The sequence below is a fragment of the Mesorhizobium sp. M0802 genome, from assembly GCF_040320115.1.
In the GTDB taxonomy this organism is placed as follows: domain Bacteria; phylum Pseudomonadota; class Alphaproteobacteria; order Rhizobiales; family Rhizobiaceae; genus Mesorhizobium.
The window spans coordinates 475,589-501,432 of record NZ_JAMYOY010000002.1; the positions used below are offsets into that span (position 1 = coordinate 475,589).

A 25,844-nucleotide genomic window follows, 5' to 3' on the forward strand; every position below is an offset into this window, starting at 1 on the left:
GCGATGAGCGGCGTCGCCGGAATTCTGCTGAGGCAGGAAGGCAGGCAGGCCGCCGCGGCCGACATCCAGCGCATGCTTGCCCGCATGCAGCATCGCGCGCCTGACGGCAGTTCGTGGTGGATCGACGAGGGCGTCGTTCTTGGCCACGCCTGGCTCAACACCACCGATGAAGCCGGCCCCGGCCCGCTGACCATGGCCGGCGGCAAGCTCGCAATCACCGCGGATTGCCGGCTGGACAACCGCGACGAACTCTTGGCCAGGCTCGGCATCCGGGACAATTCGGTTGCCGACGCCGTGCTTGTGATGAGCGCCTATCTGCGCTGGGGCGAAGCCTGCCCCGAGCATCTGCAAGGCGACTTCGCCTTTGCCATCTGGGATGGCGAGCGCCGGCAGCTGTTTTGCGTGCGCGACCATTTCGGCGTCAAACCGTTCTACTATCATTCGAGCGACCGGCGCTTCGTCTTTGCCTCGGAGATCGGGCCGATCCTCGATGCCGGCGGCGTCGACATGCGCATCAGCGAACACCAGATTTCGGGATTCCTGGCCGGGCTGCCCGACGATCCGCAGTCGACAGCCTATGCCGATATCTTCCGCCTGCCGGCGCGCCACAGTCTGACAGTGACCGGCAACCAGGTGGTGCTGCGCCGCTACTGGCAGATCGAACCCTCGCCAAGGCCGATGCGATCGGACACGGCCGAGGAATTCCGGCATCTGTTCTCGCAATCGGTCCGCAACCGCATGCGCGGCACGCCTGCGGTCGGTGCTATGCTGAGCGGAGGCCTCGATTCCTCCTCGATCGCCTGCGTGGCGGGCCTGCAGAATGCCGCCCAGCAAAGATCGAGGCTGCCGACCTTCTCGCTGGTGTTCGAAAAGGGCTCGCCGATGGATGAGCGTCCGTTCATCGAGGCGGTGCTGGGCCAGCAGAAGGTCGACGGCACTTTGATTTCGGTCGGCAATTATGCCCCCTTCGCCGAATTCGACCGCATCCTGGAGGAGCAGGAAGAAACGTTTCTTGCGCCCGGCCTGTCGCTGACCCGCGACATCTACAGGACCGCCGGCGGCAAGGGCATGAAGGTTCTGCTCGACGGCCATGGAGGCGACGAGGTGGTTTCGCAGGGCCACGGCCATCTGCACGAACTCGCCTATGCCGGCAAATGGATGGAGCTGTGGCGCGAGCTGCGCAGCGCCTCCAACACCTATGGCGATGGCATGCTCGGCCTCTACTACCAGTTCCTTACCCTTTACGGGCCGGCCTGGCGCATCGCGAGAATCAAGCGGTTCGCGAACCGCGTGCTTGGCAAATTGCGGCGCCATCCCACTGGGCGGCCGGCGACGAGCTGGCGCGCCCTGATCAATCCGGACCTGGCGATGCGTACCGACCTCGTCGAACGGTTCCGCAGGGCCGGCTATATGCCGCCCGCGGTCAGCGCCAGCGAGACCTTGACCCATCGCTGGCTGCTGTCGAACGGCATGGTGCCGCACGCCTTCGAGGTACTCGACAAGGCGGCGGCGAATTTCGGCGTCGAGCCGCGCTACCCCTTCTGGGACAAGCCTCTGGTCGAGTTCTGCCTGGCACTGCCCGGCGCGGAAAAGCTGAACCAGGGCTTTGGCCGCTCGGTGTTGCGCCGTGCCATGGAAGGAATTTTGCCCCCGGCGGTGCAGTGGCGGCGCGACAAGATCGATTTCACCTCCAATTTGGTCAAAGGCATGCTGGGCAACCACCGCGATCTCCTGGACAAGGTGCTGGTGAAAGATGCGGCGCGGATTGCCCCTTACGTCAACCTGCCTGAGGTGACCGCCGCCTATGGCCGCATTTCCAGCCAACCCGAGGCCGCGACCTTGCCCGATGTCCAGTATGTATGGCGTTCGATTTCGCTATCGTTGTGGCTGCGGCAGGTGCAACAGCGCGGGAGCCACTGATGATGCCGGCCAACATGCCTCTTGCCGCTGATGACCGCCATGCAATTGCTGCTCGCGCACAGCACTTGTACAAAGCCTATGGGCTGACGATCGCTTCGCAGGTCGAACTGCCTGAGCTAGAGCCGAGCGAACCAGCTTGCGTCGATGTGCTGATCACGGTCGGCCCGATCGACCTGCCAAAACCCTCGCCCGAGACCGGAACCGCTTTCCGTTTCGAGCCGCGGCAGCAATATTTGGCATGGCAGACGGTCGGCGCCTTCCTGATCACCGATGCCTGCCGGATCGAGGTGGAGCCGGCGCCCGATGTCGACGATGCGCTGCTGGCGTTTCCGCTGCTCGGTCCGGTCATGGCACTGCTCCTGCACCAGCGCGGCCTGCTCATCCTGCACGCCAGCGCCATTGCGGTCGGCGGCAAGAGCGCTGTCTTCATGGGCGACAAGGGCGCCGGGAAATCGACGACCGCGAGCGCGATGATCCGCGCCGGGCATCGATTGCTGACCGACGATGTCGTGGCGCTCGATCTCACGGACCGGCCGATGATCGTTCCGGGTTTTCCGCAGCTGAAACTCGCCGCCGATGCGGCCGCCGCGTTTCCCATCCGCCAGGCAGAGATACGCCCGCAGGTGCATGCGGCGATCGACAAGATGCAGCATCGCCTGCACGCCGGATTTGCGGCAGACGCGGTGCCGGCGACCCGGATCTATATCCTCGAGCGCAGCGACAAAGCAGCGATCACGCCGCTGCCAGGCATCGGCGCCCTGCCGGCCATCATCAAATTTTCCTATGTGACGCGTTTCGGCCGTCCAGCCCTGGTCGGCGATTTTGCCACGACACATCTTCGCCAATGCGCGGCCCTGGCCAGCCAGATCGGCGTCTGTCGCCTCGAAGTGCCCACCGGGCTCGACCGTATCGGCGAAGCCGTCGCCCTGATCGAAAACGATCTGGCGGCCGACAAAGGGCCGCGGTGACTGACATGTCCGCATCGCAGATCCTGCGCTTTTCGTTTTACCGCGATGTCGCCGGCTTCGGCGCCGCCATGGCCCGGATCGGCGGGCGCAGGACCTTCACGGCATTGCTGTTCCTGATCCTGGGAAGCCTGACCGAAGGCATCTCGATCCTGCTTCTGGTGCCGCTGCTGCATCTGGTCGGGCGACCCGAGCAGAATTTCGCGGTCAGGTTGCCTGACCGCGACTGGGTGCGCTGGCTGGCTCCGGACGGAACGCTGCAATTGACCACGGTGCTTTGCCTGCTGGTCGGGCTTGTCGCGCTGCAGGCAGCGTTCAACCGCTATAAATCCGTCTACATGGCGCGGCTGCTGCTCGACTTCATCAATCGCCTGCGCATGAACCTGTTCGAGAGCATCGGCAAGGCGCGGTGGGGGATATTCGCGCGCATGCGCAGCTCCGATCTCGACCATGCGCTGACCGGCGATATCGACCGCGTGCAGTCGGCGGCGTTCTCCCTGCTGATGCTGGTGCAGATCGCCGTGCTTCTGGCGGGTTATCTCGTTGTCTCGCTGTTCATTTCGACAGTGATGACGGCGTTTGCCATTGTCGTCGGCATCGTCACCTTCCTGGCGCTGCAGCCGTTTCGGGCACGAGCCAGCGCCTTCGGCCGGGTTTTGACCAGCAATCGCCAGGAGCAGTACCGAACGGTCTCGGAGTTCCTCGGCGGCATCAAGGTGGCCAAGAGCCTGAATGTCGAGGCGACCTATTACGCGCAGCTTCGCGCGACACTGGAGAAGATGAAGGCCGACAACATCAACTATGTGCGCAACAGCACCATCGGCACCGCTCTGTTCCAGGTCGCCAGCGTCATTGGTCTGAGCCTGTTCATCTATGTCGCTTTGGTGCGCTTCAACCTCTCGCTGGCCGAGATCGTTGTCCTGCTTCTGGTGTTCATGCGCATTGCGCCGCGCTTCATGGACATGCAGATGCAGGCGCAGCAGGTGCTGATCAATCTGCCGGCCTATGCCTCGATGCGCGACATGCAGGCGCGTTTCGATGCCGAGCGCGAGCCGGCAAACCTCGAATCGGATGCCAAGCTGTCGCTCGATGTCGGGCTCAACATACGCAATGTCTCCTTTGCCTATGAGGCGGGCGGCAAGCCGGTGGTGAGCGATGTCACCTTTGGCCTACCCGCCGGCAAGGTAACGGCGCTGATCGGTCCGTCAGGATCGGGCAAGAGCACGCTTGCCGACATGCTGCTTGGCCTGCTCGAACCGAGCGAGGGCAAAATCCTGGCCGATGGCGTCGAGATCGGCGCCGCCAACCGCCGGCGCTGGCGCGACCAGGTGGCGTATGTGCCGCAAGACGTGTTCCTGCTGCACGATACGATCGCCGCCAATCTGCGCCTTGCCGCGCCGCAAGCCAGTGACGCGGAGCTGTGGACTGCACTGCGCGCTGCGCATGGCGCCGACTTCGTCGAGCGGCTGGAGTTGCGGCTCGACACGGTGGTCGGCGACCGCGGCGTCCGGCTCTCGGGCGGCGAACGCCAGCGCATCGCGCTGGCGCGCGCGCTGCTGCGCAAACCTTCGCTGCTCATTCTCGACGAGGCGACCAGCGCGCTCGACTGGCAGAACCAGTCCCTGATCGCCAAATCGATCGACGGCTTGCGCGGATCGATGACGATCCTGACCATTGCGCACAGGCCATCGATGATCGCCTTCGCCGACTGGGTGGTTGCAGTCGAAAACGGACGAATCGTCGAAGTCGGGCAATATCAGAGGTTGAAAGCGAAGGCCGGCAGCCGCCTGTCGAAAATGCTTTCAGGCGAGCAATCGGAACCCGAGCCGGCCGAAGCAGGCTGAGTCCGGCTGCAAGATGATCCGAGGCCGACCTTGCGGCTTCAGACTGTTCAATGCACGCTGCGCCTCGCCGAGAGCTTCTCGCCTTCAACCGCCTTGTCGGCGCCGAGGCTTCTTTCGGCGTCGCGAGCCCTGTCGGCCGATGTCGGCGCGCTCCTGGCGATCATAACATACACCAGCAGGAAATAACCGACTTGGATGAGGACAGCGCAGCCGATGACGCGAAGCACCGTTGTGGTGACCGTCGCGCCGTCGACATAGGACCACGCGACCACGATCGCGAGGGCGAAAACCATTCCAATGACGAATTTTGGTAATGACATGTTCGGCGGCCCGTCAACCGGCCCGAGCATGCAAAAGCGATGACTTACCCACCCGAGTATCTCCCCATTCGCCATGCGAGCTTATTTAGCTGCTCTTTTTCGGCCGGTTGCTTCCGGCCTTCCCAACCCATCCAGACTCTATCAGGAATAATTTGCGACTCTATTAAGGCGCGAAACTGACGGCAAGGGCAACCTGCAATAATTTTCGGCTTGGCGGCGGCTTGGACTCCGCCATGCTGCGATGCACACGCAGGGGTGGTGACCTAACTCGTCATGCGCTTTATACTACAGTAGAATCTACAACGTTGATTAGTATTTTACTTGATTAATTTAGCAAAGCCAGTGATTCGAAAATCAGTTAAAGCCGTTCCCTCTGCGGCAAAGGACGATTTGCCCAAAACCCGCCGAAAAAATGCATTACATTTCCTACGGTTGCTAATTATTCGTCACAAACCCGCCATAAAGGGCAAAATTTGGGCAAGGAGGGTTTATTATTTAGTCAATTCCTGACGTGACTATTTCAGCCATATGGGAAATTGTGTGTTGCGCTGCAGCATTTTTTTGGTATCGTGGCATAAACCATCCGTTCAACGTATGGAGCTTTTGCATGAGGGACGTTGCCAAGTCGGCCAATGCGGCATTTTCGCATGTCGGCGTAGATTTTCCGCCACCCATCGGCGGGCTGCTGAAGCGCAGTTTCGATATTTTCGGTTCACTTGTCGGCCTGGTGGCGCTTAGCCCGCTGTTCCTGATGGTGGCCCTTCTGGTCAAGCTTTCCGACGGCGGCTCGATCTTCTACGGCCACAAGCGCATCGGACGCGGTGGGCGGATTTTCCCCTGCCTCAAGTTCCGCACCATGGTCGAAGACGGCGAACGTGTGCTGGCCGCCTATCTCGCGGCCAATCCGGAAGCCAACGCCGAATGGATCGCGACCCGCAAGCTGAAGAACGATCCGCGCGTCACCCGCGTCGGCGCCGTTCTGCGCAAGCTCAGCCTCGACGAGCTGCCGCAGATCATCAACATCCTGCAGGGCGACATGAGCCTTGTCGGGCCTCGCCCGGTGGTGCGCGACGAGCTTGAGATCTACGGCAGCGCCGCGGTCTATTATTTGAAGTCGCGGCCGGGCCTGACCGGGCTCTGGCAGGTCAGCGGACGCAACGATGTCTCCTATGACAGTCGCGTCGCGTTCGACCGTCACTATGTCGAGAACTGGTCGCTGTTCGAAGACGTTCGCATCATCCTCAAGACCGTGCCTGCGGTGTGGATGTCGCGCGGTTCCTACTGACCGACCGCAACTGGTCAGCAATCGGGCCGGTACGGCCCGAAGCCAATCCGGTCCAAAGCTATTCGGCGATGGGCCGGTCTCGCATTGCAGCCATAGTATTCTGCCAGGTTCCGAAGGAGGCACTCGGCAGCAGGCCTATCGGGCGGATGGGGCCAAAACGGATCGGAAACGTTCAGTTGAAAACAGACATATCAGCGTATTTTCGCCTTGCCGGCCCGATGCGGCCGGCACGGCTCGTCGCCACGTGCCTCGCTCTGTCGCTCGCGGTTCCGGCCATGGCCGACGAGTACCGGCTCGGCTCGCAGGACAAGCTCAACATCCGCGTCGCCGAGTGGCAGACGGTGGAAGGCACGTTCCGTGACTGGTCGGCGGTAAACGGCGAATATTCGGTCGGTCCAGCCGGCAATTTGTCGGTGCCGTTCGTCGGCGAACTGCCGGCCGCCGGCAAGACCACGTCGGAGGTTGCGACCGCGATCAGCGTCGCCCTGCAGCGCAAGCTTGCCTTGTCGGACAAGCCGGAAGCCTCGGTGGAAATGGTGCAGTTCCGGCCGTTCTACATCTCGGGCGAGATCCAGACGCCTGGCCAGTTTCCCTATGTGCCGGAGCTGACCGTGCTCAAGGCGATCAGCATCGCCGGCGGCATCCGGCGCAACGCCGATTTCGGCACCCAGCTCGGCAAGGATCTGATCACCGCCAAGGGCAATTTCGACATTTATGACGACCAGCGCGTGCGGTTGATCGTCAAGCGTGCCCGCATCGATGCCGATCTCGCCGGCAAGGAGAGTTTCGAGGCGCCTAAGGAAGTCGAGGGCGACCCGCGCCTGGCGACAATCGTCGCCGACGAAATGCAGATCCTGATCTCCGACCAGAAAGCGTTGAAGCTGAAGCTGCAGGCGCTTGACGATCTGAAAGGGGTCCTGCAGTCCGAAATCGAGGCGCTGCAGAAAAAGATCGTCAACCAGCAAAAGCAGGTCGACCTGGCGCAGCAGCAGGCGGACAGTATCGGTCCGCTGGCGCAAAAGGGCTTGGTCGCCAACGCACGCCTGCTTTCCTCGCAACAGTCGGTCACCGATCTGCAGGGCAAGATCCTGGACTATGAGACGGCGATCCTCACCGCCAAGCAGTCGGTCAGCAAGGCGACGCAGGATGCCATCGATGCCCAGAACACGTTGAACTCGAGACTTGCCGCCGACCGGCAGCAGGTCGAAGCAGACCTCAACGAAGCCGCACTCAGGGTCAACATGCAACAGGGCCTGATGGCCCAGGCATCGGACCCGGCCACGACCGCCGCCATCACAAACCACAATGAAGAGCCGGCGCTCATCTATTCGCTGGTGCGCGTGACGGACGGCAAGACCAGCGAGATCGACGCCAAGGAAGATACGCCGGTGCTGCCGGGCGACGTCATCAAGGTGAAGCTGGCGCCGACGGCCAGCCAGTAACCTGTTTGTTTGGAGCAATTCCGGACGGAAAACCGTTTCCCACTTTTCCCGGAATTGCTCTAGCGCTCGGGCTCGCTCGGCGAGGCCCGCGCGATGGAGGCGGGAGGAACCAGTTCGGCTCGTTCGCGCCAGGGTGCGGGCGGGAACTTCCGTTTTTCGACCGCTTGAAGGCATTCCATGCAGCCCGCCGCACCGCGCCACGTCTACCTCAATCTCGATGCCATCCGCGGCGTCGCGGCGATCAGCGTCATGCTCTACCACTTCTCGCCGTTCCTGGCCGCCGGCAAGGTGCTGCCGTCGAGCTATTTGGCCGTCGACCTGTTCTTCCTGCTCAGCGGCTTCGTCATCGCGCATGCCTATGACCGCAAGATCGAAAACGGCATGGGCGTCGGCACCTTCGTGGCGATCCGCCTGATACGCCTCTACCCGCTCTACCTCGCCGGCACGCTGCTCGGTTTCTTCTATCTCGTCGTCAAGAACCGGCTGATTCCGGCGGAATACATGCCGATCTCCGAGATCGGCACCATGCTGACGACCGGCATGTTCTTCATCCCGCTGGTCAGCGATGCCTATCACACGATCTTTCCGCTCAACCCCGCGTCGTGGTCGCTGTTCTTCGAGCTGATCGTCAACATAGCCTATGTCGCCGTCTTCTTCCTGCTGACGAAACGCGTGCTGAGCACGCTCATCGCCGTCAGTCTGGTGTTGCTGGTGGTCGTCTCTATCATTGCCGGCACCCTCGACTTCGGCATGACCGGATCGACTATCATCAGCGGCCTGCCACGCGTCTGTTTCTCGTTCTTCCTGGGCGTGCTGCTTTGCCGGTCCATGACACGCTATCAAAGCGGGCTCGGCTTTCTGCGGCGCGGCTGGTGGATAGAGGCCGCGATCGCACTGACGCTCGTTGTCTTTGCCATCGCGCCGGTCGGCGGCGCGCGCGTCGCCTACGATCTCGCCTGCGTCGTCTTTGTTTTCCCGGCGCTGGTGGTGGTCGGCACTATTGCGCCGACGGCGCCGCGCCTGTCAGGCCTCTATGGCTGGCTGGGGCGGATTTCCTACCCGATCTACATCATCCACACGCCGCTGCTGATGATCATCGCCGGGGCGGGCAAGGCCGCAGCGATCGACCCGTTCGCGCATCATCCCTGGTTCGGCATCGTCATGGCGGTTTCCGTCATCGTCATCGCCGACATCGCCACGCGCCTCTATGACGAGCCGTTGCGCCGCTTCCTGCAGCGGCTGATGCTGCGCAAGCGCGCCGTCGCCTGAGATAAGCAAGTCAGACGCGCGCCGGCATGCGGCCGTTGGCGGTGTTCTCGTCCGGCACCGGAACATAGGCCCGCCTTGCCCTGGCGAGCGGCACCGGGCGCAGCTTGAACAGGCCGTAATAGACGATGAACGAGGCCATGAAATAGGGGCCGAGGATCTCGACCTCGAAGAAGGAGCGGATCAGCATCATGCCGACCGCGCCGGCGAGCACCACTGAATCGGCGCTCCAGTCACCGAACACCACCTTCGAAACATGGCCCCAGAAGGAGCGCAGGATGATCAGCGCCAGCATCGTCACGCCGATGAAGCCGAGCTCGACCAGCGTCTCGATATAGGTGTTGTGGAAATGGAAGCCGGTGCGGGTGGAGATGTAGAACTCGGCCCAGAGCCGTTCCGGATCGGCAAAACCCTGGATCCAGTAGGCGGCATAGCCATAACCGAGCACCGGACGCTGCTGCGCGGCGGCCCAGCCCTGTTCCCAGAGATAGGTGCGGCCGGTCAGCGTCGAATCCTTGCCGAAGATGCCGAGCACGACATCGAGCAGGCCAAGGTTCAGCGCAGCCATCACACCGCCGACCAGCGCCGTAGCGCCGACGACGAACAGCACGCGGCGGTAGCGGCGTGACAGAACCTTGCTCATCGCAAGCAAGGCAACGACACCGATCACCGCCGGAAGCGAAGCGACCGACGTCGCCGAGTGGGCGATCGCCAGCATATAGACCGACAGCAGGATGATCGGCGCGGTCCAGACGAAGCTCATCCAGTTGCGCCGGTAGAAGGCCAGAAAAGCGAAGCAGAAGAAGATGCCGAGCGAGGCGAAGAAGCCGATCTGGTTCTTGGAGCCGAAGGCGCCGACGAAATTGGTGGTGCCGTCGATAGTGTCGAGCGCATAGGCGCCAACCTTCAGCGAATACAGCAGCACGATGAAGATGCCGATCAGCGAGCCCAGCACCAGCGTGCGCGTGCTGATGGTGCGCGCCGCGATGTAGGCGCACAGCATGTGGGAGAAATATTGCAGCCCCGCCCGCGCGCTGGTGCCGGCCGCTTGCGACCAGAACAGCGACAGGCAGACATAGGCCGCAAACAGCAGCGGCAGCCAGGCGCTGGAGAGATCGCGGGCGAAACGCCGGTAATCGACGAACAGCAGCGGCAGCCATACCAGATAGTAGGCGAGGATCAGGATCTGGCCGAAATTGGTGGAGTAGGCGAAGGCAAAGACCGACACCGCAACGGCGAAGGCGGCATAGGCCTTGTTGTTGTCCGGATCGATCAGAATGGATTTCGGGATCTTCATATCCGTACCGGATTTCTCATGCTACCGCCTTTCGGCTGGGCTGAAGCGCCCATGGTCGGCTTTTCTGCGTCAGGTCCGCCCTTGCATGCGCGATCGCCGGAACCTGCCCTTGCCGGACCCGATCAGCGGGCATCCATTGTGCAGTGCACAATATAACCTCTATCGCCTGTCACTCAATGGTAAATTTGCCGCGAGGGGAAAGTTGCCGCGGGCAGGGCCAAAACGACCATGCAACCGACAAATGGCGTTAATACGGCTCGCTCGTTCGAAAATTCAAACGGTGACCGCTACCACAGCGCTCCGCCGGTGACCTGAATGTTTTCCATGGTGATGCCCTTGGCCAGATCCGAGCACAGGAACACGGCTAGTGCCGCAATCTCCTGCGGCTGCAGCAGGCGCTGCTGGGGATTGCCCTTGGCGATCTCGGCCACCGCTTCCTCGGCGGTTCTGCCCTTGCCCTCACGCTCGACGACCTGCGCCACGTTGCGGCGCATCAGTTCGGTCTCGACCCAGGTGGGGCTGATCATGACGCAGGTGACACCGTGCGCGGCGCCTTCCAGCGCCACGCAGCGGGTAAGGCCGAGCAGCCCGGCCTTCGAGGCGCAGTAGGCCGGGTTGTCCTTCCAGCCGACGGAAGCCGCTGTCGAGCCGATGTTGACGATACGGCCCCAGTCGCGCGCGATCATGCCGGGCAGCACAGCTCGGGTGACGCGGAACGCTCCGCTGAGATTGGTGTCGACGATCTTGTCCCACAGTGCGTCGGAATGGCCGCAGACCGGCTGTTCGGCGGTGGTGCCCGCGGCATTGACCAGTATGTCGGCCGGGCCGATGGCGGCTTGTGCGTCAGCCGCAAACCGGTCGGTCACATCGCTGTCGCGGACATCGAGATGGGCGGCATAAACCCTGGTGCCGTGTGCCGACAGGGCCAACCGCACGCGCTCGATTTCGTCGGCGCCGGGATAATAGGCGGCGTCGGATCTGTCGGCGCCGGCGGGCGCGATGTAGGAGCCGACGGCGACATTGGCGCCGGCTTGCGCCAGGGCCGTAGCAATGGCGAAACCCATGCCGGAAAACCCGCCGGTGACGATGGCGCTGCGGCCGGAAAGGTCTGTCATGGTGGGCAGTCTCCGATACCGACGTTTGATGCGATAGTCTTAGACCCAGCCCGGTGACGAGCGCTACCTTGCCTGCAGGGCTTGTCACGACGTCGCTAAAGCGGTTTGCCCAGCCACTCGCGATAGAAGCCTTCGAGATCGGGTTCGAAATCATGCACGATCGGATAGCCGGGTGCTGCCGCCTCGACCTCGTGCATGGTGCCGCATTGCGGGCAGATAAATTCGCGGATTTCCATCCATTGCGGATCGGGGATATCGCTGTTGGGATAGATCTCGCGCAGCGCTTCCTCGGTGTTTCGCACGTTGATCGCAGCCTTGAGCTTCCAGTTCTTGCGGTAGTCGCCGAAAGAGTGGCCGCATTCGCAGCGGGTGATCCGTTCATCGCCGCTTTGGCAGATGAAGAGGTGATCCGAGACCGGCAGCAGGATCGGGTCCTTCCATGCGACACGGTCCTGATAGACGGCGAGCATCTTGAAGAAGCGGTCGTCGTCCTTGTAGGCGCTCATGATGCGCTTTGTCTGAGGCCAGGGCAGCTTGCCGGCTGAGAGATCGCCGAGGACTTCCTTGCTGTATGAGGTCATGGCTTTGCTCCCGGCATGAAGATCGATCTGGCGTCGATGGTCCAGAAATCACTGAAATCCCTGGTGAAGCGCGACGATAGCTTGATCGCGCTGGCATACATTTTCTTCACCTCGGGCGCGAAGTCGGCCTTCTCGACACGGCCGCGTTCGGCAGCGATCCAGTCCGAAACCGGGATCGCCTTGGCCAGACGCTCTCTGCGCATGGCGGCACGACGTTCGACGGTGGCGTCGATATCGGCAACCGGATAACCCTCGGCGTCGTCCTTCAGCACGATGCCGAAAATCTGGATCGCCGCCTGGCGGGTGAGAAAACCGTTCTCGACATCCCAGGCGGTCTTGACCGGATCGCGCTCCAGCACGTCGCCGTAGCCGCCGCCACCATTGTAGGAATGGCTGAAGATGTCCCCCGACTTGTGCGGCGAGGTGATGTAGGGGCCTTCGACCACGGCATGGTCGCCGCCGATGTTCTTCTCGTAGTCGGAGACATGCGGATCGATACCTGGGGCATGCGCGAGCGGTTCGCCTTTTGCCGCCAGTTGGTGGATGTTGGAGTTGCGCACCGCGCGATGCTTCTGGCAGGTCGGCGCGGGATAACCGCCGCACATGCCGCCATTGTCGAATACCCGCGAGGAGTGTTCCGAGGTGTGCAGTCGCAGGTGCGAGGTCTTGTTGATCAGCCAGGTCGAGACGAAGGAACAGCCGCCGCGATATTTGCCGGCGCCGCCCGAATTGGGCATGATCGAGCGGCCGATATAGACCATCGGCATCGACTGTTCCCAGACCTCAATGTTGCCCATGTCGGATTCCGGATTCCAGCCGACATAGGCGGTGTCGAGGCCATCGGCGATGGCGAGCGCGCCGGAGCCGGCGGCGGCGCATTCGAAATGCGCCATGCCGAACGGCGTGCCGTACTGGCTTTCGCCGCCCATCTCGATCATCGGGCTGTTGACCTGGCCGACGAAGGCTTCCTCGACGAAGCCGCGCGCGACGAAGCCGCGCGACAAAAGGCGCTGGAACACGCCATAGGCCGGCAGCAGCAGCGCCCAGGATGTGGCGGTCGCCACCATCTCATTGTCGGGGTTGGTCCAGGTGCCGTGCGGCAGCTTCAGCTCGGTCGCCATCCAGGCGCCGTCATTGACCAGGCCCTCGAAATTCATGTGCTGGGTCAAGGTGACGAACATGCCTCCATCCATGCCGGCCGGCGTGCAGTTCATCGAATGGTAGCCCCAGGGCTGCGTGCCCTCGAAGTCCATGGTGATCTTGCCGTCGGTGGTGATCTCCATCTCGATCGGGATGTTGTAGAGCCAGTCGGGATCGCCAAGCAGCTGGAAGCCGGGCTTGCCCGCCGTGACATGGCCATAGAAGGTGTGGCCGCGATAGATGCCGGGCACGGTGAGCTGGCGGGTGCGGGCGAGCTGGGCACGACGACCCTCCTCAATGAACTCCTTCGATACCTTCATCCAGTAGTCGAGGCCGATCTCCGAGATCAGCTGCTTGACGCTTTCGCGCATGTCGATGCAGGAGGCGACCTTGGCCTTCTCGTCCAGCACCCAGTAGATCGGCATGCGCAGATTGCGCTCGCAGCGGATGACGTAGTCGCGGCGGATCTCGTCATTCTCGCCGATCTTTTCGGCGCAGACGAACAGGCCTTCGGTGAAGCGCTCCTGCGCCAGGCAGACGTCGCCGCCGGGCGTGATGCCGCCGGCCTCCAGCTCGTGGCAGACGGCACCTGCCCAGCCGACCAGCGTGCCTTCATGGAAGATCGGCACCACGTCCATGACGTCGGGCACCTGCACGGTGCCGATGAAGGCATCGTTGTTGGCAAAGATGTCGCCTTCGCGGATCTTCGGGTTTTCCTCGTAATCGTTCTTGATCATCCACTTGATGAAGCGGCTCATCGTGTGGACGTGGACCATGATGCCGTTGGACAGCGCGATCGCATCGCCCTCGGGCGTATAGATCGCCACCACCATTTCGCCGACTTCGCGCACGCCGGGCGAGGCCGAGATGCGGCGGGCCATTTCGCGGGCCGAGACGCAATAGGCGCGCAGCTTGGTGTGCAGCGTCTCGAATTTCAGCGGGTCCTGGTTGCGTAGCGTGAGCTCGGTGATGCCGTCATAGCAGCCGGTCTCTTCCATCAGCCGTTCTGAATCGAGCAGCCGTTCGCGAAGGCGCAGGGCCGAGGCAGGTTTGTCCAACATGGCGGTGCCCTTTCAAGAATGGGTGTAATGCAGCAGCGTCCACTCATCGACATGGACACGGTCCTGCGGATGAACAACGAGCGTGGTGGCGGGATGTTCGATGATGGCCGGACCGATCACCTCATGGCCGGGCTGCAGTAGGTCCATCTCGTAGAGATTGGCCTTGTGCCAGCGTCCCCCGATATAGGCCTCGCGCACGCCCTTGTGCGCTGCTGCCGGGGCCGACTTGCCGAGCGGGCGCTTCAAGAGCACCGGCTTGACCTTGTCGGCGGTGGCGATCAATCCGAGCTCGGTGATGGTGAAGCCGGCTTCGCCATAGCGCGAAACGCGATGGTTGACCTTGGCGTAGACCGCCTCGAATTCGTCGATGACCCTACGCATGTCGTCAGCCGAATTGACCTCGGCAAGCGGTGCCATGACCTCGACATCCTCGAGCTGGCCGGTGTAGCGCATCATCAGGAACGGCACGGTCTTGATCTTGTCTCTGATATGGCCGTCGCTGATCATCTCGTCGACCGCCGCCTTGGTGAGATCATTCCAGACGTCGGTGACCTTCTTGCCGAAAGCGAGCAGCTCGTCATCGCTTGCGCGGGCGCCGATGTCGTGCTGCGTCGAGACCGAATGCCGACGCATGAAATCGGCGGTGGTGCAGCCGAAGGCCGAGAAGGCGGCGGCAAACTGGAAGGTGATGATGTCCTTGAAGCCGATGCCCCTGGAGCAGCCGGCCAGATGCAGCGGACCCGAGCCGCCATAGGACAGCAGCGTGAATTCCGAGGGATGGATGCCCTGGCCGGAGATGACCCGGCGCAGCGCGTTGTTGGCATCGGCTTCCAGCATGTCGATCATGCCTTCGGCAGCCTCCTCGACACCCACGCCAAGGATGCTGGAGCATTTTTCCTCAAACGCTTTGCGCGCCTTCTCGACCTGCAAGACGACCTTGCCGCCGAGGAAATAATACGGGTTGAGGCGGCCTAGTATGGCGTCGCAATCGGCGATGGTGGGTTCAGTGCCGCCCTTGGCGAAGCAGATGGGGCCGGGGTCGGAACCGGCGCTTTCCGGCCCGAGCGAGACTTTCTTGGTCAGCGGGTCGACCTTGAGGATCATGCCGGCGCCGGCGCCGATCGTGTCGAGATGCAGCGTCGGCACGTTGAGCTTGAAACGGTCCATCAGCGGCTCGTTCTCGATCCGCGTCTGGCCGCGCGAGATGACGCCCATGTCGAAGGAGGTGCCGCCCATGTCCGAGCAGATCAGGGAGTCGTTGCCGATGAGCTTGCCGACATAGGCCGCGCCGAGAATACCGCCGATCGGGCCGGAAATCATGGTTTCGTGCAGGCGCGGATGGTTGATTGAGGTCAGGCCGCCAAAGGACAGCAGCGTCTGCACGCCGTATTTGAAGCCGTATTTTTTCGAAACGTCCTCGATACCCCTAAGCTGCTTGCGGCCGCGCGACGTCGCGTAGGCTTCGATCAGCACCGAGTTCAGCCGCGACTGTTCGCGGATGACCGGGCGGACCTCGTGGCTGGTGTAGATGAGGATGTCGGCGCCGGCTTTCAGCACCTCCTCGCGGCATATCTCGGCGATGCGCTTTTCGTGCACCGGATTGACGTGCGAGAAGATGGTCATGATGCAGATCGCCTCGACCTTGTCGGCAATCAGCTTCCTGGCCGCAATCGCGACTTCATGCTCGTAGAGCGGCAGCACGATGTCGCCGAACTGGTCGATGCGCTCGGTGACGCCATGGGTGCGACGGCGCGGCACCAGCGGATCGGGATGATGGTGGGTCACCGCATGCAGCCGGTCGGCATAGGAATAGTCGGCCCAGGCCTGCAGGCCGCGACCCATCAGGATCATGTCTTCCAGACCCTTGGTGGTGATCAGGCCAAGCCGGCGCCCGGTGCGCGACAACAGTGTGTTGAGCATGCCGGTGCCGGAATAGAGCACGACGTTGACGCCGGAGAACAGCTGCTCCAGCGAGATGCCCCAGGAGTCGGCCGCGTCTTCGGCCGATGCGAGGAAGCCTTCGGCCTCGTTCTTCGGCGTGGTTGCCGACTTGCCGATCTTGAAGTGGCCGTCCTGGTCGACAAGGATCGTGTCGGTCATGGTGCCGCCGGCGTCGATGCCGATGACGATTGGATTGCCGACGATGGGGCTGGTGAGGTTGGGTTGGGTCACGGTCGCCTCAGGATTGCTGTAGGATGGCTCAAGCTAGATTCCTTGGGCGGCCTTGCGCCATATGCCAAAAGACACAATGTCCGCCGGACCGGGATCGCCGAGAAAAGGGCATGCGCATGGGCAATATCTGGGGGCCGCTCGCCAGGGCGATTGCCGCCACCGGTACGGACAGGCATGTCGACTGCCTGATTGACCTGATCGGCGCCGACATCGAGCACGATCTCGTCACCGTGACCCGATATTCGGCGACGCAGACGCCGGAATTCATCAAGCACCGGCGCTTCTCCGACGAGATGGTCCGGCGCTATCTCGACAATTACTACGTCTTCGACCCGTTCTATGCCTCGTGGCGGCGTGAACGCCGGCTGGGCATCCTGCCGCTGAAGCGGCTTGCCGACGACGAGGCCAAGCGCGGCCAGTACATAGCGGGCTTCCTGGCGCAGTCGGAAATCTGCGACGAGGTCGGCATCATGCTGGCCGATGGCGGCGACTGGTGCCTCGGCATCTTCCTCGACCGCTCGACCTCCACCTTCAAGGAGAGCGAGATCGCCCTGCTGGACGAGCGGCTGCCGGTGTTCGAGGCGCTGCATGCACTCGACATTGAGGCGCGGGGGACGGAATTCTCCCGCACATCGGCGCCGACCGGCCCCGGCGCCTCGCCCCGGCAAGAGCCGACTATTCCTGCGAGCCTGTGGCCAGAGCTTTCCTTGCGCGAGCGCGAACTGGTGCAGCTGATCCTCGCGGGTCACCCGACCGCCAACATCGCCGAGCGGCTCGGCATCACCGTCGGCACGGTGAAGAACCACCGCCGCCGCATCTATGAGAAGCTCGACATCACCACCGAAAGAGAACTGTTTTTACAGTTCTTCCAGCACCGCGCGGACGGCTAGGTATCGCCCTCAGTCGTGCAACTGCCTGGAAATCGGCGGGCCGACCGTAAAGCCCGAAAAGGTGACTTCGAAACCCTCGCGCTGCGGCGAGCAGCACATCATGCCGACATCGACGGATTTCGAGACCGGGAAATAGGCCAGCCGCACCGGCTTCCAGTGACTATCGGTGGAGTCCAGATACTGGACGCGGATCGCCTCGGCGTGGCGGGTCAGGCGGATGCGGACGCCGTCGGGGCCGGCCGCGATGGCTACAAGGGACCAATCGGAGGTGTCGTTGGTGACGACGACAGAGAAATACGCCAGCCCGTCGGTGTATTCGATGCCGGCCTTGATCCAGTGCGTTTCGCTCAGCCGCAGCATCAGCCCGGCCTGGTCGTAGAGCACCTTGTAGTCGCCCTTGACGGTGACTTCGGCGCTGAAGTCACCCTCAACCGGGCGATAGAGGAAATGGCCATTGTCACGCCAGAAACCGTAAAAGGTTTCGCGCCAGAAGTCGGTTTCCCCGCCGGTGCGCACATGCACGATGCCATCGCCGAAGGCATGATGCGGCGGCGGGTTGAGCCAGGTCAGTTCCTTTTTCGCCGCTGTCATCGGGGTCACCCGTCGATCAGCCGGCAAATGTGTAGGCTGTCTTCACCGTGGTGTAGAATTCCGCGGCATAGCGGCCCTGCTCGCGTGGGCCGTAGCTCGAGCCCTTGCGGCCGCCGAACGGGACGTGGAAGTCGACGCCGGCGGTCGGCAGATTGACCATCACCATGCCGGCCTCGGAATTGCGCCGGAAATGCGTGGCATGCTTGAGGCTGGAGGTGCAGATACCGGAGGTCAGGCCGAAGGGCGTGTCGTTGGCCACCGCCAGCGCCTCGTCATAATCCTTGACGCGGATGACATTGGCGACCGGGCCGAAGATTTCCTCGCGCGAAATGCGCATGGCGTTGGTGCTCTCGGTGAACAGCGCCGGCCTGAGATAGAAGCCGGGTGTTTCGCGGTCCAGCCGCTCGCCGCCGAAGGCGAGGTTGGCGCCTTCCTGGCTGCCGATGGCGATATAGTCCTCGTCCTGCTTCAGCTGGCTCGCATCGACGACGGGCCCGATCTGGGTCTTGGCATCAAGCGCATCGCCGATGACGAGTTTTTCCAGGCGCTCCTTGAGCACGGCAACGAAGCGGTCATGAATGCCTTCGGTCACCACCAGGCGCGACGAGGCCGTGCAGCGCTGGCCAGTCGAGAAATAGGCGCCGTTGATGGCGCACTCGACCGCCGTGGCGAGGTCGGCGTCGTCGAGCACGACCATCGGATTCTTGCCGCCCATTTCGAGCTGGAACTTGCGCATGTGCTCGACGCTTGCCGCGGCCACGCGTTTGCCGGTGCCGACCGAGCCGGTGAAGGTGATGGCGTTGAGGTCGGGGCTGTCGAGCATGGCCTGGCCGACCACCGAGCCCTTGCCCATGACCAAATTGAGCACGCCTTTCGGCAGGCCGGCGCGGTGCAAGATGTCGACGATGGTCCAGGCGCTTTCGGGAACGAGTTCGGCTGGCTTGAAGACGATGGTGTTGCCGTGGGCCAACGCCGGCGCGATCTTCCAGGTGGGAATGGCGATCGGGAAATTCCACGGCGTAATGATGCCGACGACGCCGACGGCCTCGCGGGTGATCTCGACGCCGACGCCCGGGCGCACGCTGGGCACCAATTCACCCGACAGGCGCAGCGTCTCGCCGGCGAAGAAGTCGAAGATCTGGGCGGCGCGGATGGTCTCGCCAATGCCCTCGGCCAGCGTCTTGCCCTCTTCGCGCGACAGCGCGCGGCCGATCTCGTCCTTGCGCGCCATGATCTCGTCCGACGCCTTTTTCAGCACGGCGTGGCGCACCAGCGGCGCCGAACGCGACCAGGCCGGGAAGGCGGCTTTGGCCGCCGCGATGGCCTGCTTTGCCTGCTCGGCGCCGGCCGAGGCATATTCGCCAACGACATCGCCCGTGTTCGAGGGATTGATGTTGCGCGAGCCGGCCTCGCCCACCCACTCGCCATCGATCAGATTTTTACGAAACAGGCTCATGTCGCGGTTTCCTTGTATTGGTTCGCTGGGGGTGCCGTATGCCTGAATTATTTATCAGACAAATGACGACACTGTGAGGCTGAAATCTGGCTGCGGACTGGATAGCCGATGGCGCGCGGCTATGAAAGCCGCGACCTCAAGATGGACAATATGAAGCGGCCCTGTCAGGTCGGAAAAGTCCAGAACAGGCAAGCCAGCGTCGCCGCGGCGAAGATGACGAAGAACAGGCTCCTGAGCAGGATGTTGCGGCGCAGCTCGTTCATGGTGAAATGGCTGCCGACGATGGCCGCGGCAAACAGGAAACGCCAGTTCAGCAGTGCCCACAGCACGCTGCTCTGTCCGAAGGCCCAGCGGGCGACGAGACAGCCGACAATGGTCGCGAACAAGGCGATCACCGCCCAGAACAGCGCATCCGCAGCATGGGTCAAGACGATGCCGGCGGCGCGGATCGGCAGGATCATCATCAGCATAGCGCTGAAGAAGTAGACGGCGGCGAGCGGCAGGAACGAGCCGGCATCGGCAATGCCGTCCAGCCGCCTCACGCCGATCGCGCCATAGGGATAGCCGTGCCTGGCCACCGCCAGGCTGAGCGCCATGAGCAATGCGGTGAGCACCGCGACCAATGCGAATGTAATGAGGGCCTTGCTCATGCCGTTCCTTGCTTTGAGGCCCTGTCAGAGCCGAATCACGAGGAACGATTTTAGCGCACGGTCCGCGATTGCGCGTCAGCTTTGCTGAGCGTTCCGCTCTTCACCGGTCGCTGTTTTCGAAGGCCCCCATGCCTTGCGCGATCAGATTGGTTGCCATGACAAGCGAAACGATGGCTGCGGAGTTGAAGATCACCACCCACCATTTGCCGCCGGTCAGGAAGCCGTAGCCGTCGGCGACCGCCAGTCCCCAATCGGCTGAGGGAGGCTGGATGCCGAGGCCGAGGAAGCTCAGCGTGGCGATCGAAAAGAAGGCGTAGCCAAGCCTTGTGACCAGCTCGATGAGGATGGTTTCCCTGACATTAGGCAGGATCTCGAGGAACATGATGGAAAGAGCGCTCTCGCCGCCGAGACGAGCGGCGCTGACATAGTCGCGTTCGCGCTGTTCGCGCACGGCGGCGCGCACCGTTCGCGCCACCAGCGGCGCATAGGCGATGCCGATCACCAGGATGACGGTGAGGTTGGACGGCCCGAGCGCGACCAGCGTCATGGTGACGAGCACGATGAAGGGAAAAGCCATCAGCGTGTCGAGCAGCCTGGCGCCGATGGCATCGATCAGCCCGTCGAAATAGCCGAGCACGAGGCCAAGCACACTGCCGGCGGCTACGCCGAGCAGGGTTGCTGCCGGCGCGACCAGCAGGATGTCACGCGAGCCGACGACGATGCGCGACAGCACGTCACGACCGAGTTGGTCGGTGCCGAACCAGTGCGCCGCGTCGGGCGGCGCCAGCATGACGAGGAAATCCTCGGCATAGGGATCGTAGGGCACAAACAGGCTGCCGAACACGGCACAGCCGACCCAGAACAGCAGGATCAGCGAGCCGATGATGACCGAGGGCGGCAGCTGCGAAACAGTCTCGCGGATGCGACTTGCTGCCCGCCAGCGCAGCGTACGGCGCTCCGGCAATTCCATCAGTTCCATCATGGCGAGACACGGCGGCGCTGCCGCGGATCGAGCAAGGCATTCACGAGATCGCCTGCCGCGGCCGACAGCACGAAGATGGTCGCCATGACCAGCACGCCGGCTTCGAGCATCGGGAAATCGCGCGCCTTGGCGGCGTTGAGGACAAGGTTGCCGAGGCCCTGTATGCCGAACAGGGCTTCGATGACCACCAGACCACCCGGCATGTAACCGGTCTGGGTCGCGAGCACGGCGATGGTCGGCGTCAGCGCATTGCGCAGCACGTGCCGGATGAGTATCTCGCGACGCTCGAGGCCCTTCAGGACGGCGGTGCGCGTATAGTCGGCGGCCAGCGCCTCGATCACGCCGGCCCGCGTCATGCGGGCGATGTAGCCGGCAAGGTTCAGCACCAGCGGCAGCGCCGGCAGGATCAGATAATAGCCACTGACCCACAGCCCGGCGCCATCGGGAGCAGCGCCGGTGATCGGGAACCAGTTCAGCCACAGGCCGAAGACGATGAGCAACAGCAGGCCGGAGACGAAGTCCGGGACGATGCCGAAGGACACGCCGACGAGTACGATCAGGCGGTCGATAAAGCGGCCCTGGTTGAGACCGGCGACGATGCCGGCGCCGATGCCCAGCGGCAACAGAAAGACGAGGATAATTCCGGCAAGGGCCGCCGAGCGCTTGAGGCTTTCCAGAACGAAGGGCGCCACCGGCAAACGCAGCGACAGGGAGGTGCCGAAGTCGCCTGACAGCACGCTGCTGAACCAGTGCCAGTATTGCACGAGCACCGGCTGGTCGGCGCCGAGCTGCCTGTTCAGCGCCGCGACCGCCTCGGCATCGGCGAACGGCCCGAGCATGAGGCGACCGACATCGCCGGGCAGAACCTGCCCGGCGAAGAACACCAGCATGCTGACCAGCCACAGCGTGAGCAGAAGCGAGGCTGCCCGCACCGACACAGTGCGGCCGGTCAGCATCGGATTGTGGTGCCCGGAGTGGCTGGACGTCTCACAATCATGCCTGGGCGAACGTCACGCGGTCGAGCAGCAGATGCGAGATTGCCGTGAAGCGGACGCCCTCGACCTTCGATGAGACGATCCGGCTGTATTGCGAGAAGTAGCTGATGATCAGCGGCGTCTCATCGAGCAGCAAGGTCTGGATCTTGCCCGCCGCAAGGCGTTGCGCCTGAAGGTCGCGGGCCTTGCCGTATTCGAGCAGCAACCCGTCGTAGGCCGGGTTGTTGAAATGCGCGGCGTTCCAGGCGCCCGAGCTCTTCAGCGTGGCATTGAGGAAGATGTCGGGCGTGCCGCGATGGCCAAAATCGGTAATGCCGAGATTGGAATCGAGCCATGGCGACGAGCCGAACTTCGCCGAGCCATAATAGGCGTCCTGCGGCAGCACGTTGAGCTTGATGTCGATGCCGGCCTTCTTGGCAAAATTCTGGATCAGCACGGCATAATCGGGAATGTCATAGGCGCGCTCGGTGGTCAACGTCACCGGGAAGCCGTTCGGCACGCCGGCTTCGCCAAGCAGGCGCTTGGCCTCGGCGATGTCCTGCTTGCGCTGCGGTACCGACGGATCGGCCGAGGGGAAGATCGGCGCGAACGGGGTGTCGTTGCCGACGATGGCGCGGCCCTTGAGCAAGCCCTTGACCACCGCCTCGCGGTCGATGGTGAGCGCCAAGGCGCGGCGGATGCGCTTGTCGGTGAACGGCGCCTGGTCGGTCCTCAGATGCACCTCGTCATGCGAACTTGCCTGCACGCTGAGCAGCTTGAAGTTGGGATTGCCCTCGATCGCCAATTCCAGCCGGGTCGTGCTCGGGATGACGTCGAGCTGGCCGGCCTGCAGCGCCAGCACCTGCGCCTGCTCGTCGTCGAAGAACTTGATTTCGACGCGGTCGGGCAGCGCCTTGTCGCCCCAATAGTCAGGGTTGCGCACGAAGCTGGCGCCCTGCTTGGGGCGGAAGGATTCGAGCTTGAACGGGCCGGTGCCGTTGAAATTCTTCTCGAAATCGCCGGCATAGTCGGCCGGCAGGATGACGGCATTGTAGACGTCGGACGAGACATAGAAGGGGAAGTTGCTGTTGGGCCCGTCGAGATCGAAGGCGACTGTCTGGTCGTCGACGACCTTGGCGCCGCCCTTGGACAGGATGCCCTTATAGGCAGACAAAGCGGACGAACCGCTGGCCGGATCGACCAGCCGCTCGAAGCTCGCCACCACATCCTTGGCGGTGACGGTGCGGCCGTCGTGGAATTTCACGCCCGGCCGCAATTTGAAGGTCCAGCGGCTGGCGGTCTCGTCGGCCTCCCACGACAGAGCGAGCTTGGGCTGCAGACCGTCCTTGGGATCGTCGAGGATGAGATATTCGCCGACCTGGCTGATGACGCCGATGCTGGCCGGATCGGTGATGGAGACGGGATCGATCGCCTTGGTCGGCTGTCCGAGCCCAACGCGGACCGTGCCGCCGGCGCCGGCAGCGCGCGCCGTGCCGAAACCAGCAAGTCCCTGCGAGGCGGCAAAGCCGGTGAGGCCGATCAAGGCTGCGTATTTCAGCAGATCGCGGCGCTTGAGGAAGCCGGCCTGGTGCTCATCGACGGCGACGTTCCAGATGTCGCCGGACAGATTGCGAAGCGTATCGATGTCGTTGCGTTTGGTCATTTTGAAACCCCTGTCTGAAATGACTGTTGAATGGCTTAAGCGACTGGTTCGCCGTCGAGATGGATGCGGTCGACGGCTTGCGGGTAGAAGGCGATGAGGCCCTTGATCTTGGGCATTTCGGCAATGGGATCGCGGTAGCTCCAAGCGATATCAGGGCTCACCGAGCCGTCGGCGCGCCGGCCCGACCAGTAGGAGGCGATGCCCTTGTAGGGACAGCGCGTCGTGCTGTCCGAAGCGGTCAGCCGGTCGAGCCTGACATCGTCCGGGTGCAGGTAGAAACGCGTCGGCAGATGCGTTTCGAACAGAAGCACCGGGCGATGGCTTTCGGCGATCACTTCGCCGTCGAACCAGGTCTGGACGTGACTTGAACTCTGCAGCACATCGATGCGTGCGTATGGATCGCGGGCGTGGACGAAGACCTGTTCTTCCTCCTCGAACCATTGGTCGACCGCCTTCCAGGTGAAGGCGATACGCCCGGCCAGCGGCGACAGGCTTTCATCCGGCGGCGCGACAAACGACCAGGCCGCGTTGGGCGAAGCTTTTTCTCCCGTCTCCAGGTTCCAATAGGTGGTTTCGCCACCGACGGGATGCGGCTGGCTATGCTCGGACGGCTTCAAGAGCGAGCGGTCCACCGACGAGGCCGGGAAGAAATAGATCGGCAGGAAATGGTTGGAGCGCAGCACCAGGACGTTGCGGCTGTCGGCGATGGTGCGGCCGGCGAATTTGACCCGAATGCGCTTGGGGCTGTGCAGAACATTGATGAGCTGCGGAGCCGTGGCTTCGCGGGGCTGGAGTTTTGGCGCTGCGGTCATATCAATTGCTCCTGATCAGGATACGGCGCGCACATTGTCGCGCTGTTCGGCGAAGCGGTTGGCCGGCCGCGCCAGGCCAAAGCGGTCGCGCAGCGTCCCCGGTGCATATTCGGTCGGGAATATGCCGCGGCGCTGCAGTTCCGGCACGACCTGCTCGGCAAAATTCACCCAGTCCTCGGGCAGAAGCGGGAACATCAGGTTGAAGCCGTCGGCGGCACCTGCCTCGAACCAGTCCTGCAGCTGATCGGCGATCTGGTTCGGTGTGCCGACGACGGTCGGCACCGAACCGCTGTTGGCGAGCTTGCGAGCGATCTCGCGCAGAGTGAGGTTCTGCTTCGACCATTCCTTGACGCGATTGAGCGAGGTGCGGCCGCCATTGAAGGTGCTCTCGTCCGGCAGTGGCGGCAGCGGGCCGTCCGGCGGATATACGGAGAGATCGACGCCGCTCCAGCTGGAGAGAAGGTCGATGCCGACCCGATCGGGAAGCAGGCTCTGCAGATACTCCTGCCGCTCGCGTCCCTCCGCTTCGGAAGCTGCGACGATCGGCAAGATGCCCGGCAGGATCTTGAAGCTCTCGGGCTTGCGGCCGTAACGGGCGAGGCGCTCGTTGATATCCTGCCTGTATTTGATGCCGTCTTCCTTGCTGCTGTAGATGGCAAAGTGCGCATCGGCGTGCGCAGTAGCGAAATTCTTGCCGTCCTCGGACGAGCCGGCCTGGACGATCAACGGATGGCCCTGCGGCGGGCGCGAGACATTGAGCGGTCCGCGCACCTTGAAATGCTTGCCCTTGTGGTCGACGGGATGGACCTTGTCTGGGTCGGCAAAATAGCCCGTTGCCTTGTCGATCAGTAGCGCCTCGTCTTCCCAGCTGTCCCACAGTGCCTTGACGATATCGAGGAATTCGGTGGCGCGCTCATAGCGAAAGGCGTGCTCGATATTGCCGTCGCGGCCGAAATTGCGGGCCTCCTCGTCCATGGCCGACGTCACCACATTCCAAGACGCCCTGCCCTTGCTGATATGGTCGAGCGAGGCGAACATGCGGGCGACATTGTAAGGCTCGCTGTAGGAGCTCGATGCCGTGGTGATGAGGCCGATGTGTTTGGTCACGCCGGCAAGCGCCGAGAGCAGCGTCAATGGCTCGAGGCGGGCATTGGCGTAATGCGCGACGCCGCTTTGCACCGAATCCCATATCGCGACATGGTCGGCGACGAAGATCGTATCGATCCGGGCGCGCTCAGCCGCCTGCACAAGATCCCTGTAGAAATCGAAGTCCAGCACTTCGCGTCCCGGCGCACGCGAATGGCGCCATGACATACGATGATCGCCCTGCGGGTTGAAGAAAAACGCGCTGAGGATCATGTGGTCGCGTGCCATGTCGGCCTCCTTGCAGAACTGCTCCAAGGGACCGTCGCGACGCC

At 63.0% G+C, this 25,844-nt stretch carries 21 protein-coding genes; 7 read left to right on the forward strand and 14 right to left on the reverse strand.

The annotated features are described in order from the left end of the window. Nucleotides 1–3 precede the first annotated feature (3 nt). The 3 genes from NKI10_RS05475 to NKI10_RS05485 are packed head-to-tail and all read left to right on the forward strand — an operon-like array spanning nt 4 to nt 4,729. Nucleotides 4–1,920, forward strand: coding sequence for a lasso peptide isopeptide bond-forming cyclase (locus NKI10_RS05475; RefSeq protein WP_023711263.1), 1,917 nt, complete (start codon nt 4–6; stop codon nt 1,918–1,920). Further along, the gene (locus NKI10_RS05480; RefSeq protein WP_023711264.1) at nt 1,920–2,888 is read left to right on the forward strand and encodes a phosphoenolpyruvate carboxykinase (ATP); all 969 of its coding nucleotides are present in this window, start codon (nt 1,920–1,922) and stop codon (nt 2,886–2,888) included. The genes NKI10_RS05475 and NKI10_RS05480 overlap by 1 nt, the downstream gene beginning before the upstream one ends. Nucleotides 2,889–2,893: 5 nt before the next feature. After that, entirely contained in the window at nt 2,894–4,729 is a 1,836-nt protein-coding gene (locus tag NKI10_RS05485) for an ABC transporter ATP-binding protein (protein WP_023711265.1), read from the forward strand. A 47-nt stretch (nt 4,730–4,776) separates the two neighbouring features. On the opposite strand, the gene NKI10_RS05490 is transcribed toward NKI10_RS05485, so the two are convergent. After that, nucleotides 4,777–5,049, reverse strand: coding sequence for an exopolysaccharide production repressor protein (locus NKI10_RS05490; protein ID WP_023711266.1), 273 nt, complete (start codon nt 5,047–5,049; stop codon nt 4,777–4,779). A 607-nt stretch (nt 5,050–5,656) separates the two neighbouring features. Between NKI10_RS05490 and NKI10_RS05495 the strand changes: the two genes are divergently transcribed. From NKI10_RS05495 to NKI10_RS05505, 3 genes are all read left to right on the forward strand, one after another. Continuing rightward, nucleotides 5,657–6,334, forward strand: a complete 678-nt coding sequence (locus NKI10_RS05495) for a sugar transferase (RefSeq protein ID WP_023668816.1) — start codon at nt 5,657–5,659, stop codon at nt 6,332–6,334. Nucleotides 6,335–6,552: 218 nt separating this feature from the next. After that, the gene (locus NKI10_RS05500) at nt 6,553–7,776 is read left to right on the forward strand and encodes a polysaccharide biosynthesis/export family protein (RefSeq protein ID WP_032894632.1); all 1,224 of its coding nucleotides are present in this window, start codon (nt 6,553–6,555) and stop codon (nt 7,774–7,776) included. 177 nt (nt 7,777–7,953) lie between these two features. Then, nucleotides 7,954–9,045 (forward strand): acyltransferase family protein, encoded by a 1,092-nt coding sequence (locus NKI10_RS05505; protein WP_023711268.1) that lies wholly within the window; start codon nt 7,954–7,956, stop codon nt 9,043–9,045. Nucleotides 9,046–9,055: 10 nt separating this feature from the next. Here NKI10_RS05505 and NKI10_RS05510 read toward each other — a convergent pair whose 3' ends face one another. The 5 genes from NKI10_RS05510 to NKI10_RS05530 all read right to left on the reverse strand — a co-directional run bounded on the left by NKI10_RS05510 (nt 9,056) and on the right by NKI10_RS05530 (nt 16,408). Continuing rightward, a complete protein-coding gene (locus tag NKI10_RS05510) occupies nt 9,056–10,339 on the reverse strand; it encodes an O-antigen ligase family protein (protein ID WP_023689977.1) in 1,284 nt (427 codons plus the stop codon). Between the two features lie 287 nt (nt 10,340–10,626). Further along, entirely contained in the window at nt 10,627–11,454 is an 828-nt protein-coding gene (locus tag NKI10_RS05515) for an SDR family NAD(P)-dependent oxidoreductase (RefSeq protein WP_352514588.1), read from the reverse strand. 95 nt (nt 11,455–11,549) lie between these two features. Then, nucleotides 11,550–12,035 (reverse strand): acetone carboxylase subunit gamma, encoded by a 486-nt coding sequence (locus NKI10_RS05520; RefSeq protein WP_023668821.1) that lies wholly within the window; start codon nt 12,033–12,035, stop codon nt 11,550–11,552. Then, the gene (locus tag NKI10_RS05525; RefSeq protein ID WP_352859022.1) at nt 12,032–14,236 is read right to left on the reverse strand and encodes a hydantoinase B/oxoprolinase family protein; all 2,205 of its coding nucleotides are present in this window, start codon (nt 14,234–14,236) and stop codon (nt 12,032–12,034) included. The genes NKI10_RS05520 and NKI10_RS05525 overlap by 4 nt, the downstream gene beginning before the upstream one ends. Before the next feature lie 12 nt (nt 14,237–14,248). Continuing rightward, nucleotides 14,249–16,408, reverse strand: a complete 2,160-nt coding sequence (locus NKI10_RS05530; RefSeq protein ID WP_352859024.1) for a hydantoinase/oxoprolinase family protein — start codon at nt 16,406–16,408, stop codon at nt 14,249–14,251. A 110-nt stretch (nt 16,409–16,518) separates the two neighbouring features. Here NKI10_RS05530 and NKI10_RS05535 point away from each other — a divergent pair, with 110 nt between their 5' ends. Continuing rightward, the gene (locus NKI10_RS05535) at nt 16,519–17,298 is read left to right on the forward strand and encodes a helix-turn-helix transcriptional regulator (protein ID WP_023806175.1); all 780 of its coding nucleotides are present in this window, start codon (nt 16,519–16,521) and stop codon (nt 17,296–17,298) included. A 9-nt stretch (nt 17,299–17,307) separates the two neighbouring features. Here NKI10_RS05535 and NKI10_RS05540 read toward each other — a convergent pair whose 3' ends face one another. From NKI10_RS05540 to NKI10_RS05575, 8 genes are all read right to left on the reverse strand, one after another. Beyond that, complete coding sequence (locus NKI10_RS05540) at nt 17,308–17,889, reverse strand: DUF1349 domain-containing protein (protein ID WP_352859026.1); 582 nt, start codon at nt 17,887–17,889, stop codon at nt 17,308–17,310. A gap of 16 nt (nt 17,890–17,905) precedes the next feature. After that, nucleotides 17,906–19,345 carry an aldehyde dehydrogenase family protein gene (locus NKI10_RS05545; RefSeq protein WP_023696950.1) on the reverse strand — a complete coding sequence of 480 codons (1,440 nt, stop codon included), beginning with the start codon at nt 19,343–19,345 and terminating at the stop codon, nt 17,906–17,908. A 164-nt stretch (nt 19,346–19,509) separates the two neighbouring features. Continuing rightward, the gene (locus NKI10_RS05550) at nt 19,510–19,995 is read right to left on the reverse strand and encodes a hypothetical protein (RefSeq protein ID WP_023729656.1); all 486 of its coding nucleotides are present in this window, start codon (nt 19,993–19,995) and stop codon (nt 19,510–19,512) included. A gap of 100 nt (nt 19,996–20,095) precedes the next feature. After that, nucleotides 20,096–20,977 (reverse strand): ABC transporter permease, encoded by an 882-nt coding sequence (locus NKI10_RS05555; protein ID WP_352840964.1) that lies wholly within the window; start codon nt 20,975–20,977, stop codon nt 20,096–20,098. Continuing rightward, nucleotides 20,974–21,933: an ABC transporter permease gene (locus NKI10_RS05560; protein ID WP_352859028.1), complete on the reverse strand. Its 960-nt coding sequence runs from the start codon at nt 21,931–21,933 to the stop codon at nt 20,974–20,976. Before NKI10_RS05560 ends, NKI10_RS05555 begins: the two co-directional genes overlap by 4 nt. A 37-nt stretch (nt 21,934–21,970) precedes the next feature. After that, nucleotides 21,971–23,614 (reverse strand): ABC transporter substrate-binding protein, encoded by a 1,644-nt coding sequence (locus tag NKI10_RS05565; protein ID WP_023738076.1) that lies wholly within the window; start codon nt 23,612–23,614, stop codon nt 21,971–21,973. Nucleotides 23,615–23,649: 35 nt separating this feature from the next. Then, nucleotides 23,650–24,426, reverse strand: coding sequence for a DUF427 domain-containing protein (locus NKI10_RS05570; protein ID WP_352807418.1), 777 nt, complete (start codon nt 24,424–24,426; stop codon nt 23,650–23,652). A 15-nt stretch (nt 24,427–24,441) separates the two neighbouring features. Next, entirely contained in the window at nt 24,442–25,800 is a 1,359-nt protein-coding gene (locus NKI10_RS05575; protein ID WP_352859031.1) for an LLM class flavin-dependent oxidoreductase, read from the reverse strand. Between the last annotated feature and the right edge of the window lie 44 nt (nt 25,801–25,844).